This is a genomic window from Neobacillus sp. NPDC093127 (assembly GCF_044754175.1).
Classification (GTDB): Bacteria; Bacillota; Bacilli; order Bacillales; family Cytobacillaceae; genus Neobacillus.
Genome location: NZ_JBIVOP010000004.1, coordinates 117446 through 130926 on the forward strand (window position 1 = coordinate 117446; position 13481 = coordinate 130926).

Genomic DNA, 13481 nt, shown 5'->3' on the forward strand with positions numbered 1-13481 from the left:
TTGAAATTTAGGCACATCGGGTGTAATTTCATTCGGGGGTTGTTAGAGAATCACCAGCAAATCCAGCAAGAAACGCCTTAATAATGATCATCAAGCTCTCATCTAAATCCAGTGCCATCTTAAAGCCGCCCCTTTGCTCCAACGAAGAAAATCCATGTAGAATGCTGCGCAATCCCCGGACAGCGTGTAAAGCACTAGCACCCTCTAAATGATAAGCCTGCAAAATACGGACGGACAACTCTACGATTTTTGCCCCTGCCTGCAGCACATCAACATCCTCTGGATCCGGTGCGAGCAAGGTCGCCTCATAAACTCCTGGATGCTCCCGGGCAAAATTGACATAGGCTTGACTAACCGCTAGTACGGCTTCGGTGCCTGACACCCCAATGGCTGCGTCAGCCATAACCGCGTGAAGCTTATCAATTCCATAAATCGCCAGCTTTTTCCTCAGCCCTGGCAAACCGTCAAAATGGTTATATAAAGAAGGAGGGCGAATCCCTAATTTTTTAGCAAGATTCGCCAGTGAAACCTCTTGAATACCTTGTTGATCCGCTAGTCCCCCCGCTGCTTCTAGTATTGTCTTTAAATCGAGTCCAATCTTTGGTCTAGGTGACATTCTTAGCTACTCCTTTATCCTATTTTCCGTTCTAAATTTTCAATCGCATGTTCGATAACTTTCACAGGATTATCGACCATTTCTCCATGCCCAACTGCAAGAAGCTTTGGTTCATAGCCCACTAGTTTCTTTGCACTCACTAGCGCCGTCTTCTTACTCCATGTACCAAAAGCCGGGAACGGGAACCATAGCTTTATATCTCCCGCCACCGCAATTCCGCCTCTTGTCTGGAAGGCATCACCAGCAATCAATGCCCTCGTCCTCAAATCGAAAAACGACATCGAACCCGGTGTATGTCCCGGCGTTTCGATTGCTGTCAAAGAGCCAATCAGGTCCCCTTCTTTCAATAATACATTCGCTCGCGTTTTTAATTTTTTCGGAACACCGCCTTTTATCGGCGTTTGCTCCTCGTGTGGATCTAGAGAACGGTCGTCATTCATTAATCTGTGGTCTCGAACTGAAATATAAACCGGTACCTCAGGCAGCAAGTCCTTTATCGAATCTAATGCACCGACGTGGTCCTCATGTGCATGTGTCAACACAATTTTAGTAATCGGCTTGCCGATTGTTTCAGCGGCCTTCATAATCCCCTTTGTACAAAAACCAAGTGCAGCATCAATCAAGGTTAACCCGTCCCCTTCTTCTACCAAATAGCAATTTACCGGAAAAACACTCGCCATGAATGTCACTTGATATAAAAAACCATTTTTAATCATTCTCATAATAATCATCCCCCTTTAACTAATTATGTTAGTTTTATTATAACTAACATAATTAGTTAAATCAATTATTTTTTCCACCTTTTTACTATTATTTTTAAAATGAATTTCTTATGCGAGTTGTTAAATAATAAACAAATATTGAATTTTTAGTCACATCCTGTATAATTGTTCCCGAATCAATAAAGAGAACTTTACTTTTTTAGACGGAGGTGGCTTCCATGACAAACGCTGCTATTATTCAATTTAACAATGTTACCAAGCAATATGATAACGATCCGCCAGTTCTTGACGATGTAAGCTTTGAAATTGAACGCGGAAAATTTTATACCCTTCTTGGCCCCTCTGGATGCGGCAAGACAACGATTCTAAGGTTAATCGCTGGATTTATCGAGCCCACCAAGGGAGAAATTTATTTTAACGAAAAAAAAATCAATAATATCCCGGCCAATAAGCGCCAGGTAAATACGGTTTTTCAAGATTACGCCCTTTTTCCACATTTAAATGTCTTTGAAAATGTGGCCTTCGGATTACGCATCAAAAAAATGAAGAATGCAGAAATAGAGCGGAAGGTAAAGGAAGCGCTCAGCTTCGTAAACCTTAATGGCTATGAAAACCGGGAAATCCGCGAAATGTCCGGCGGTCAGCGTCAGCGTGTCGCCATCGCTCGGGCAATTGTCAACGAACCGGAAGTCATCCTTCTTGATGAGCCGCTTTCCGCTCTCGATTTAAAGCTGCGGACCGAGATGCAATATGAACTCCGTGAGCTTCAGCGCCGTCTGGGGATTACCTTTATCTTCGTCACTCACGATCAAGAGGAAGCGCTCGCGATGTCCGATGAAATTTTTGTCATCGATAAAGGGAAAATCCAGCAAAGCGGCACACCAACTGATATTTATGATGAACCGATTAACCGTTTTGTTGCGGACTTTATTGGTGAATCGAATATTGTTGATGGAAAAATGCTGCAAGATTTTCGAGTGGAATTTGTCGGCAAAGAGTTTGAATGTGTCGACAAAGGTTTTAACGTGAACGAAGCTGTTGAAATTATTATCCGTCCCGAGGATTTGGAAATCACAACGTTAGAACGGGGCAAGCTCCAGGTCCGCGTTGATTCCCAGCTGTTCCGGGGTGTTCATTATGAAATCAGCTGCTACGATAAGGATGGAAATGAATGGCTTGTCCATTCCACGAAAAAGGCGGCCGTTGGCAATGAAATCGGGCTTTACTTTGACCCAGAGGCGATTCATGTTATGCGTCATGGTGAAACAGAGGAAGAATTCGACCGCCGTTTAGAAACCTATGCTGATGTGGACCGCCATGGAGAATAAACGAACCAGCGGTCTTTACCGGATTCCTTATCTGCTGTGGATACTTCTATTTGTGATTGTGCCGATTTTACTTGTTCTTTACTATTCTTTCTTTGATATTGAGGGGAATTTTTCGTTCGTCAATTATCAAAAGTTTTTCACACCCGTTTACTTAAAAATGACGCTCAGTTCGTTTTGGTATGCGTTTTTGATTACAGCTATTTCACTGTTGATTTCCTACCCAACAGCATATTTACTTACAAAAACCAGGCATAAACAATTATGGCTGTTATTAATTATTGTCCCGTCGTGGATAAATTTATTGTTAAAAGCCTATGCTTTTATAGGAATTTTCGGAACGTATGGAGCTGCAAACAGCTTCTTAAAAGCGATTGGCATCGGCTCAAGTCAAATCTTATTTACCGATTTCAGTTTTGTGTTTGTATCGGTTTATATTTTTATCCCCTTTATGATCTTGCCGATTTTTAACGCATTAAATGAATTGAACCCAACCTTTATCGATGCTGCCAATGATTTAGGGGCATCTAAATGGACAACCTTTCGCCGCGTTATTTTTCCATTAACGATTGACGGAGTAAAGTCCGGTTGTCAGGTAACATTTATTCCTGCGCTTTCATTGTTCATGTTAACGAGATTAATCGCCGGTAACCGCGTGATTACGCTTGGTACATCGATTGAGCAGCATTTTCTCGTGACACAGGATTGGGGCATGGGCTCAACGATTGCGGTCTTTTTGATTATTATTATGGTGCTGATTATGGTCGTAACTGGTACCCGAAAGCGAGGTGTATAGAATGGATAAAAAAATAACCCCTTTATCAAAAATTTTTCTTGCGGTCATCTTTTTTATCCTGTATGCACCGATTTTCTTTCTTGTCATCTTCTCCTTCAACAGCGGAGAAACGATGTATAATTTTAAGGGCTTTTCATTAGAATGGTACCGCGAGCTTTTTCAAGATACGAGACTGTTGATCATCGTTTTAAATACAATTGTGGTTGCCTTTTTATCAGCGCTCTTCTCCACCATCATTGGTGTGCTCGGAGCTTTGGCGATTCATCAGGCGAAGAAAAGACAAACAAAAAATACCTTATTATCGTTAAACAATGTTTTGATCGTCAGCCCTGATGTTATTATTGGCGCTTCGTTCTTAATTTTGTTCACGATGGCTGGGCTGAAACTTGGCTTTTATTCCGTTTTGCTATCCCATATTGCTTTTAGCATACCGATTGTTGTCTTGATGGTACTGCCAAAATTAATGGAAATGAGTCCTACGTTGATTGATGCCGCCCGCGACTTAGGCGCGAGCAGCTGGAACGTTATGACAAAGGTAATTATCCCGTTTATTACACCAGGAATTTTTGCCGGCTTTTTTATGGCGTTAACGTACTCATTAGATGATTTTGCGGTGACTTTTTTTGTAACCGGTAATGGTTTTTCTACACTTTCAGTTGAGATTTATTCCTTAGCGCGCCGGGGAATTTCCCTAAATATCAATGCCCTATCCACCCTGCTGTTCCTATTTACCTTGCTGCTAGTGGTGATCTATTACTTTATTACCCAGCGCAACAAGCCTAATGGAATGGGGGTGCGTAAACGATGAACAAACTTGTCCGTTTTTTTCTGTTCATTGCTGTTGTATCGGCCGTGCTGCTATATGCGATTTCTAGTTTGAATTCCTCGCAGGGTTATTCCGGCGGCAACACGCTGACGGTTTTTAACTGGGGCGACTATATCGATCCGGATTTAATCAAGAAGTTTGAAAAAGAAACGGGAATCAAAGTCATTTATGAAACGTTTGATTCAAATGAGGCGATGATGACCAAAATCGAACAGGGCGGTACAAATTATGATATCGCTGTTCCATCTGAATATATGATTGATAAAATGCGGAACGAGGATTTGCTCATTCCGTTAGATCATTCGAAACTGCCCAACTTAAAACATATTGATAAACGGTTTATGGATCTGCCGTTTGACCCAGAGAATAAATATTCCATTCCTTATTTTTGGGGAACCGTCGGCATCGTTTATAATCCAAAGATGCTGCACGGCAAGGAAATTACCAGCTGGAATGACCTTTGGAATCCTGATTTAAAAAATGAAATCTTATTAACCGACGGTGCCCGCGAAGTAATCGGCATGGGTCTAAACAGTCTCGGATATTCGTTGAATGATACAAACAAACAGCATCTAGTCGAGGCAAAGGAAAAGCTAGACAAGCTCACACCGAATATCAAAGCGATTGTCGGCGATGAAATTAAAATGCTTCTCGCCAATCAAGAGGCTTCCGTCGGTCTAGTATGGTCAGGTGATGCCTCGGAAATCATGTCAGAGAATGAGGATTTGGACTATGTGGTGCCAAAGGAAGGCTCTAACCTCTGGTTCGATAATATGGTCATCCCGAAAACAGCGAAGAACGTCGAGGCAGCCCATAAATTTATTAACTTCATGCTTGATCCAAAGGTTGCCGCCAAAAATACCGATTACGTCGGCTATTCGACGCCTAACAAGAGCGCTCTTAAATACATGCCCAAAGAAGTCGTCGAGGATGAACGGTTCTATCCATCACCAGAGCTGACGGAAAAGCTAGAAGTATACGAAAACCTCGGTAAAAAGAATCTAGCCTATTACAATGAGCTGTTTTTGCAATTTAAGATGCATCGGAAATAAGAATAACAGAAGCGCCTCAATCTTCATGAATTCGAAGATTGAGGCGCTTTTTTTCTACCTGTTCATGAATTTGTTAAGAATCTTTAGGCAAAGTTAAAAAATGATGGTTGACCTTTGAATTTGTCAGGAGTATACTATGAACATAAGTTTATAAATTAAACAAATGTTTAGGTGGTGATTATGTGGCTGAAAAAGATTTTGAAAAATTGACCGAAAAGGAACAGTTGATTTTCGATTTGATTCGTAAAAACCCTTATATTTCGCAACAGGAGATTGCTGAAATCTTAGGGCTATCTCGACCTTCGATCGCCAATATTATTTCCGGTTTAACTAGAAAAGGTCATATTGTAGGCAGAGCTTACGTATTAAATGAGTCCCAGCAGGTCATTTGTATTGGCGGAGCCAATATAGATCGAAAACTCCATGTGAAAGCGAAAGCTCAGCTTGGTACTTCCAACCCGATTCAATCTTCACAAAGTGTTGGAGGAGTTGCGCGTAATATCGCCGAAAATCTTGGACGCCTTGGTGCCAAAGTGACATTATTAACAACTAGTGGAGCAGACAGCGATTGGTCATTCATTGCCGAATCATCATCACTATATATGAACCTAGATCAAGTGACACAAATCCCGGGAATGTCAACTGGCTCCTACACGGCGGTACTTGACACAAATGGAGAATTAATCATTGCGCTTGCCGATATGGAAGTCTATGAGGAGATCACACCTGACTTACTCCGTAAACAAGATGTTTTATTGAGTCGGGCAAAATGTATCATGGCTGATCTAAATTGCCCGAAGGAAACATTGCAGTATTTATGCAATTTTGCCAAAATCCATGAACGGCCAATTGTTTTGATACCGGTTTCATCTCCGAAAATGAGCAGGCTGCCTGCTGATTTAGATGGAGTGACCTGGTTAATTACCAACCGCGATGAGTCAGAAACGTATTTAAATTGCAAAATCAAAACAGAAGACGAGTGGAGACAAGCAATAGAGAAATGGCTTGCACTCGGTATCGCCAATGTAGTAATTACCAATGGAAAAAAAGGCGCCATGATTGGAAATAAAGAAGAAGGGATTTTTCATATTCCTTCGATTGAAACAAAAGAAATTGTTGATGTCACGGGGGCTGGAGACGCTTTTTCCTCTGCTGTCATTTACTCGTGGCTTGAAGGTCATAAGTTGACCGATATTGCCAAAGCAGGCACTGTCAATGCTTCTAAGACATTGCAATCCGCCTACACTGTTCGCCAGGATTTATCACCAACTCAACTACAAAAAGACATGGAGGAATTATCATGAAACAGTATATTACATTAGCAGAAGAAGTACGTGCAGCGAAAGAACAAGGAAAACCGGTAGTAGCTCTAGAGTCGACTATTATTTCTCACGGCATGCCATATCCGCAAAACGTAGAAACAGCACGTAAGGTTGAACAAATTATTCGCGATAACGGAGCAGTTCCAGCAACAATTGCGATTTTAGATGGACAAATTAAAATTGGTTTATCAGATGACGAGCTCGAAATGTTTGGAAAGAGTTCCGATGTTGCAAAAGCATCACGTCGTGATTTAGCTTACTTGATTGCAACAAAGAAAAAAGGCGCAACAACTGTTGCAGCGACGATGATCTGTGCGGAGTTAGCTGGAATTAATATCTTCGTTACCGGTGGAATTGGCGGTGCACACCGTGGAGCTGAAACGACAATGGACATTTCTGCTGATTTAGAAGAATTAGCACAAACAAACGTAGCAGTCATTTGCGCTGGGGCAAAATCAATTTTAGATTTAGGCTTAACAATGGAGTATCTTGAAACAAAGGGCGTACCGGTTATTGGCTATCAAACAGATGTCCTTCCTGCCTTCTATACAAGAACAAGCCAATTCCCAGTCAACTTCCGTGCAGACGATGTTGAAACTGTTGCCGCTACTTTAAAAACAAAATGGGATTTAAATCTGAAAGGCGGAGCAGTCATCGCTAATCCGATCCCTGAAGAACATGCAATGGATGAAAAGACAATCACGGATGTGATTGAGACAGCATTGAAGGAAGCAGAAGAGAAACACATCGCTGGTAAGGATGTAACACCATTCCTATTAGGAAAAGTTAAGGAACTAACTGGCGGAAAGAGCCTAGAATCCAACATCGAACTTGTTTATAACAACGCCGTAGTTGGCGCAAAAATTGCTGTACAGTTTGAGGCAATGAAAAAATAATAAGTCTTTTTTCAAACGGTATATTGGTATAGAGTAATGAATAATAAGAAAAGAGGGACTTCCATAAATAAGTGGAAGTCCCTCTTCACAATCAAATACCATTTGTTTAAAAGCTATTATCTTCTTTTAAACTTTCCTTGTTCATATACCAATTGTTTACCTGTGTGAGGATGGCAAAGACAAAAAAGAAATTCATTGCCCATACGTTGATGAATGGAGCTAAGCCGCCAAACTCAATCGTCACGTAACCTTTTAACTTCATCACAATCATCGATTCGATAAAAATAAGGATAAAACCAATAACACCCGCAGCAGCCGCTCTAATCATTTCTTTCTCCTCCCAAAAACCTTCTCATTTATTTGTTTATTCGTTCGTTTTTCCTATATCAATACTAACAACAGGACAATTCCAACAATTTTGTGAACACTCTCACCTCTATTATATGGCAAAAATGCTTTGTACAACACCATAAAAAATAGAAAAAGGTGTCAGGCACCATGTGAATTTTTCACATAGTGCCTGACACCCGTGCTTATTTCATTTTCTTTATAAATACGACCTTCAAATAGTTTCCTTCGGGAAATTCTTTGATGGTTTTAAAATCTGCGGGTAGCGAAAATTCCTCCATTAATTTGTAACGATGGGCAGTTTCATTAAATGCTGTCTCAATAAATCCTTTGAACTTTTCCATCCCAAAGGTACTGCAGTTAGTGGAGGCAACAATCGTCCCGTTATCCTCAGTAATCGCAATCGCTTCTTTTAAAAGATTCATATAATCCTTTTCCGCACTAAAGACAAATTTCTTAGACCGTGCAAAGCTTGGGGGATCGAGGATGACCACATCAAACTTCAACTGTTTTTTGGCCGCATATTTAAAATATTTAAATACATCTTCTACAATAATCCCTTGTGTTTTATGGTCAATGTCATTTATAGTAAATTGCTCAATCGTTTTTCCCCTGCTTCGATTGGCCAGATCCACACTTGTCGTTTTTGTGGCTCCGCCTAATGCCGCAACAACAGAAAATGCCCCGGTATAGGAGAAGGTATTTAATACGGTCTTACCATTAGCGTACGCATCACGAATCGTCCGCCTTACATCGCGTTGATCTAAAAACACTCCGACCATGGCACTTTCATTCAAATAAACGGCAAAATTGACGCCATTTTCTTTGATGATAATCGGGAACTGCCCTCTTTCACCGGCAACGAAGTCATCTTCTTCAATGTATTTACCTGCGATATCAAATCGCTTTTTCTGATAAATGGCTTTAAATTCAACCAGTTCCTGTAAGGCCTGAATAATATATTCCTGAAAGTGATAAATACCCACACTGTACCAGGTTAACAAATAATACCCAGCAAAGTAATCAATCGTTAAACCGCCGATTCCATCACCTTCGCCATTAAATACCCGAAACGCCGTTGTTTCCGTATTATTATAAAATGATTCTCTATCCTTAATCGCCTCTTTAAGCTTTTTCTTAAAAAAGTTCTGATCAATAGAGACGTTTTCTTTTCTACTCTGCACCCAGCCAAGTCCTTTATTTTGTTTGCCATAATAGCCTTTGCCAATAAAGCGATTCCTTTCGTCGACCAACTTGACGATGGAACCCTCTTTTACTGTATCGTTCACATTGATGATGGCTTCCTTAGAAATAAGCGGGTAGCCGCTTTTTAGCTTATTTACAAAATTTGATTTTACTTTTAAACAGATTTCAGTAGTCATCGGTTCATCCCATCTATGTTATTAATCCTATCAGTCTAGTAGAAAAACATAGACAACAGGATAGTGATTTGCGCTTTAAACACAATACTACAATCATAACACTAAAGAAGGTCCATTCCCTACAATTTTCACACCTTCACACACTGGCGGATATTACCATAATAAAAACCCGCCACTAATCATCGTGGCGGGCTGCATGTTTTTTTCATGTCAATAAACTCCTCAACAGTTAAAACGGTGTCCCTAAATCCGAGTCTTTCCGCCAACTTTGTGATTCCTGGAGCTTCTACGCTGGCCGTTTCCAAAAGTTCCTTTTGCGAAAACACATATCTTGTTTCTCCATCTAACAAAACCTGACCAGCATTAAACACAATTGTCCGTTCAAAATTCTCGGCAACGAAATCCATATCATGAATAATCGTCATCACTAGTTTATTCTTGTCCTTTAAGGCTTGGATGATTTGCCGGATTTTTTCCTTACCTCCATGGTCCTGGGCAATAGTTGGTTCATCGAAAATGATAATGTCCGTATCCATTGCAACAACCGATGCGATACAGAGCAGCTTCTTTTCCGATAAGCTTAAATCATGCGGATTCATCTCTAGTTTGCCATCAAGCTCAACCATCTTTAATGCCTCGATAGCCTTTTCCTTTGCCGTCTGCTTATCCATTTTTATATTCAGCGGGCCGAACATTACTTCATCCAAGACCGTTCGTTTGAAAATCTGATCATTTGGATTTTGAAATACAAGCCCAATCGTTCTTGCCAGTTGGGCGGCAGTTTTCCTGTTTACATGGTGATCATGAATCAGGATTTCCCCTTCATCTGGTTTAAGCAAGCCTTTCAGCAGCTTTACGAATGTTGTCTTTCCAGCCCCGTTTTGGCCAATGATCGCGGTAGCGCGACGGTCAAACTCCAGGTTAATCCCGGAAAGGACCGGAATTTCTTTATTATAGGAAAAGGAAAGATTGGCTACCTTGATCATGCCCCATCCCCCCTTAATACCCTTTCAGCCTCTTCAAGAGTAACAGGATACTCATCCGTACCCGCCTTTTTAACACCCAATGCCTTACACACCCTTGTATAAACGGGTGCGGTTACGCCCTTTTCCTCCAAGTCTCCTCTTGAAAAAACTTTTCCCGGCGTATCAAAATCTACAACTTTTCCGTTATTAAGCAGTAAGACTCTATCACAATACTGGGCAATCTTCTCCATTTTGTGTTCCGCTAAAATCACTGTTATTCCCTGCTTACTTAGGCTTTGAATTGCCTGAAACACTTCCTCGGAACCAGCTGGGTCCAGCTGCGATGTCGGCTCGTCTAGCACTAATATATCCGGTTTCATCGCGATGATACTCGCAATTGCCATCCGTTGCATTTGCCCGCCAGATAAGTCAAAGGGATTATGGTCCTTTACCTGCTCAATGTTTAACAAATCAAGCACTGAATCAATCCGGTCAATGATTTCAGACCGGGGGATTCCAATATTCTCAAGGCCAAAGGCAATTTCCTCGTAAACCGTCGGCTTCGAGCCCGTCACCTGTGTAAATGGATTTTGAAACACCATTCCGACCTTTAATGAAAGTTCAGCAATCGAATGATTCTTCACTTCCAGCCCGTCGACAATCACTTTACCACCGTAAGCCCCTTTATAAAAATGGGGAACAAGGCCAACCAGCGCTTGGCATAACGTCGATTTACCGGCTAAATTTTTCCCAATGATGCCGATAAACTCCCCTTGGTTTATATCGAAGGTCAAGTCATTAAGAGCGAGCGAATCCGCTAATGGATATTTGTATTTGAGACCTTCTACAATAATTTTTTTCATAAAAATATCCTCCAAGAGACGGCCGCCACAGTTAGCAACAACATTCCAATCTGAAGGACCTTGCTGAACTGATACGTTTTTTCTTCATATAAATAGGTTTTCGGGGCTTGAGAATTAAAGCCACGCACCTCCAAGGCCATCGCTCTTTCCTTTGTATTAATAAGCGACCCAAGCACGACAGGTCCCAGTAATGGTATAAATGCTTTGATCCTGACCAGCAATTTCCCTTCTGTCTCCATTCCTCTCGCCCGTTGTGCATCGGTAATCGTGCTCATTGTCGCCATCATCTCGGGGATGATTTGAAAAACGGAAACAACCACATAGCCGATTCGCGGTGACATTCCCTTTCGCACCAAGGCTTCTACGAGATCCGAGGGTTTTGTTGTCAGCACAAGAATCATGAAGGCGCCAATAATATTGATGACCCTAAGGGTAATCGTCAAGGCAAAGAGCAGTCCTTCTTTGTACATCGTTAGCGGCCCCAGTTGAAACAGAACCGTTTCATTTTCCGGTTTAAACATTCCCTGGATGAGGACGACTGTAATCAGGATCAGAAAAACAAATCCAAAAACGGGGATTGTTTTTCTGATCACGTTTCCCGCTAGCAATAACGTTAGACTAAGTCCAATTAATAGAAATGAAACCGTGAATAATGGCAGAATAATAGGAATTAAAATGGCAAAAGGAATGTACCAGAGCTTAGTGATTGGATCAACATCATGGATGAAAGAGGCCCTTTCCTCATATAAGCTAATCGATTTCACGAACTGTCACCGGCTTTCTTTTTTCAAGCGTTAGTCTAGTGTCTCTATCTTTTCATTGTTAGTGTATAATTGGATAACATTTTGCGGTAATCCTTTAAAAATACCATAGCTGACCAGAACGACAACTATTTTATCAGGGATATCGACGACAATTTCGTCAAGCAAAGAGGCGAGCCAAGTAGAATCGGTTTTGGCTAGAACAAAGGTATATAAGGCATCGCCCCAAACATTCCCTGTCGTTCCACCCCAGAATCCGATATTGATAGGTGTTGAAACAACTGTCGCCACAAGCCCGATGATTACCCCAGCGACCACCGCTTTCCCCCAGCCGGTAATAAACCCTTTGTAAAAAAGAATCCCAACTGCCACACCAATTGCCACACTTGTAATCGCATAGACAAAGGAGATAGGATCGGTAAAGCCATAGATAATATTATTAATTGCTCCGGCTAACGCACCGACAATTGGACCACCAAGCATTGCTGCTAAGACGGTCCCGATGGAATCTAACCATAATGGCAGCTTTAGCAATGCTGCAAGTAATTTACCAATATAGTTAACACCTACTGCAACCGGAATAAGAACGAGTGCGGCTGTTGATAAGCGTAACGACCACATGCTTTGTTTTTTCATTGAAAAAAACCCCCTTTTATTTTTTAAATAGTAGAATCATAGGAAACAATCGCCTCAAGTGCGGTGAGGATTTCGAGCTCTTCTCCTCGTTTGCTATTGTTTTTCTCATCAATATAATCATTGATTCCCCCTTCTAAATTCCCCTCTTTTTCAACAACGACATTTAAGATGGACGCGGTCCTAATGCCACGCAAGCCGCCAATCACAAATAGGGCAGCTGTTTCCATGTCTGAACCGAGAATTCCCTTCTCTGACCAGTACTTGTCGATATCTTGTTCTTTATCAGTATAAAAGCTGTCATGACATCTGACAATCCCTGTGTAATTTTTTGCATCATTCTTTTTTGCAGCGTTCATCACATGAAAGAGCAATTCTGGATCCGGTATCGCTGGAAAAGCCTTGTTAATATAGGAATAGGAGGCACCGTCATTTCTTACCGCTCCAGAAGCAATTACCAAGTCACCTAGATGCAAATGTGGCTGCAAGGCGCCGCAACTGCCAATCCGAATCATTACTTTTACGCCAACATTTCTTAACTCTTCGATGGCAATTCCAGCAGACACCCCGCCAATACCTGTTGAAGTAACTAAAACAGGGATTCCTTTATAAAATCCTTTTATCGTTTTGTATTCTCGGTTGTAGGCAAGCTCTTTAGGCTGATCTAAAAATTTGGCAACTTCATCGACGCGGCCTGGGTCTCCCGGCAGTAAAGCGTACTGAACTTCATGACCGTTTCCAATTCTGATATGCGGTTGAAGGTTTGTTTTCATTTTCGTTGGCTCCTTTTGGGGTTACATTTTTATGATGATTACGCTGTTCTATTCTAAATGGTGTTAGTTTGATAGTTTCGCAATTTTAAAGAGAATGGGATTTTCTCGGTGTAATAACCTGAGGCTATTTTGATAAAGGTTTTTCTTTGTCCATGCGGGAATGAATTTACCATTACCTATATAATTCAATTTTACCAAAGT

At 41.3% G+C, this 13481-nt stretch carries 15 protein-coding genes; 6 read left to right on the forward strand and 9 right to left on the reverse strand.

What is annotated here, in order from left to right; translation table 11 throughout:
• Window positions 1-28: 28 nt before the first annotated feature.
• Window positions 29-616 carry a TetR/AcrR family transcriptional regulator gene (locus ACIQCO_RS07440; protein WP_400427149.1) on the reverse strand — a complete coding sequence of 196 codons (588 nt, stop codon included), beginning with the start codon at window positions 614-616 and terminating at the stop codon, window positions 29-31.
• A gap of 14 nt (window positions 617-630) precedes the next feature.
• The gene (locus ACIQCO_RS07445; protein WP_400427150.1) at window positions 631-1338 is read right to left on the reverse strand and encodes an MBL fold metallo-hydrolase; all 708 of its coding nucleotides are present in this window, start codon (window positions 1336-1338) and stop codon (window positions 631-633) included.
• 218 nt (window positions 1339-1556) lie between these two features.
• Here ACIQCO_RS07445 and ACIQCO_RS07450 point away from each other — a divergent pair, with 218 nt between their 5' ends.
• The 6 genes from ACIQCO_RS07450 to ACIQCO_RS07475 all read left to right on the forward strand — a co-directional run bounded on the left by ACIQCO_RS07450 (window position 1557) and on the right by ACIQCO_RS07475 (window position 7555).
• Entirely contained in the window at window positions 1557-2666 is a 1110-nt protein-coding gene (locus tag ACIQCO_RS07450; protein WP_400427151.1) for an ABC transporter ATP-binding protein, read from the forward strand.
• On the forward strand, window positions 2656-3459 hold the full coding sequence (locus ACIQCO_RS07455) for an ABC transporter permease (protein WP_400427434.1): 804 nt from the start codon (window positions 2656-2658) through the stop codon (window positions 3457-3459). Before ACIQCO_RS07450 ends, ACIQCO_RS07455 begins: the two co-directional genes overlap by 11 nt.
• A 1-nt stretch (window position 3460) precedes the next feature.
• Window positions 3461-4267, forward strand: coding sequence for an ABC transporter permease (locus ACIQCO_RS07460; protein WP_400427153.1), 807 nt, complete (start codon window positions 3461-3463; stop codon window positions 4265-4267).
• Window positions 4264-5337, forward strand: coding sequence for an ABC transporter substrate-binding protein (locus ACIQCO_RS07465; RefSeq protein WP_400427154.1), 1074 nt, complete (start codon window positions 4264-4266; stop codon window positions 5335-5337). Before ACIQCO_RS07460 ends, ACIQCO_RS07465 begins: the two co-directional genes overlap by 4 nt.
• 182 nt (window positions 5338-5519) lie before the next feature.
• Window positions 5520-6641 carry a PfkB family carbohydrate kinase gene (locus ACIQCO_RS07470; RefSeq protein ID WP_400427155.1) on the forward strand — a complete coding sequence of 374 codons (1122 nt, stop codon included), beginning with the start codon at window positions 5520-5522 and terminating at the stop codon, window positions 6639-6641.
• A complete protein-coding gene (locus ACIQCO_RS07475) occupies window positions 6638-7555 on the forward strand; it encodes a pseudouridine-5'-phosphate glycosidase (RefSeq protein WP_066083297.1) in 918 nt (305 codons plus the stop codon). Before ACIQCO_RS07470 ends, ACIQCO_RS07475 begins: the two co-directional genes overlap by 4 nt.
• A 106-nt stretch (window positions 7556-7661) precedes the next feature.
• On the opposite strand, the gene ACIQCO_RS07480 is transcribed toward ACIQCO_RS07475, so the two are convergent.
• The 7 genes from ACIQCO_RS07480 to ACIQCO_RS07510 all read right to left on the reverse strand — a co-directional run bounded on the left by ACIQCO_RS07480 (window position 7662) and on the right by ACIQCO_RS07510 (window position 13280).
• Entirely contained in the window at window positions 7662-7883 is a 222-nt protein-coding gene (locus ACIQCO_RS07480) for a hypothetical protein (protein WP_400427156.1), read from the reverse strand.
• A gap of 205 nt (window positions 7884-8088) precedes the next feature.
• Window positions 8089-9285: a class I SAM-dependent rRNA methyltransferase gene (locus tag ACIQCO_RS07485; RefSeq protein WP_400427157.1), complete on the reverse strand. Its 1197-nt coding sequence runs from the start codon at window positions 9283-9285 to the stop codon at window positions 8089-8091.
• 179 nt (window positions 9286-9464) lie between these two features.
• Window positions 9465-10271, reverse strand: coding sequence for an energy-coupling factor ABC transporter ATP-binding protein (locus tag ACIQCO_RS07490; protein ID WP_400427158.1), 807 nt, complete (start codon window positions 10269-10271; stop codon window positions 9465-9467).
• Window positions 10268-11113: an energy-coupling factor ABC transporter ATP-binding protein gene (locus tag ACIQCO_RS07495; protein ID WP_400427160.1), complete on the reverse strand. Its 846-nt coding sequence runs from the start codon at window positions 11111-11113 to the stop codon at window positions 10268-10270. Before ACIQCO_RS07495 ends, ACIQCO_RS07490 begins: the two co-directional genes overlap by 4 nt.
• Window positions 11110-11877, reverse strand: a complete 768-nt coding sequence (locus ACIQCO_RS07500) for an energy-coupling factor transporter transmembrane component T family protein (RefSeq protein WP_400427161.1) — start codon at window positions 11875-11877, stop codon at window positions 11110-11112. The genes ACIQCO_RS07495 and ACIQCO_RS07500 overlap by 4 nt, the downstream gene beginning before the upstream one ends.
• A 30-nt stretch (window positions 11878-11907) precedes the next feature.
• Window positions 11908-12510 (reverse strand): ECF transporter S component, encoded by a 603-nt coding sequence (locus tag ACIQCO_RS07505; RefSeq protein WP_400427163.1) that lies wholly within the window; start codon window positions 12508-12510, stop codon window positions 11908-11910.
• A gap of 23 nt (window positions 12511-12533) precedes the next feature.
• Window positions 12534-13280 (reverse strand): nucleoside phosphorylase, encoded by a 747-nt coding sequence (locus ACIQCO_RS07510; protein ID WP_400427164.1) that lies wholly within the window; start codon window positions 13278-13280, stop codon window positions 12534-12536.
• Window positions 13281-13481: the final 201 nt, after the last annotated feature.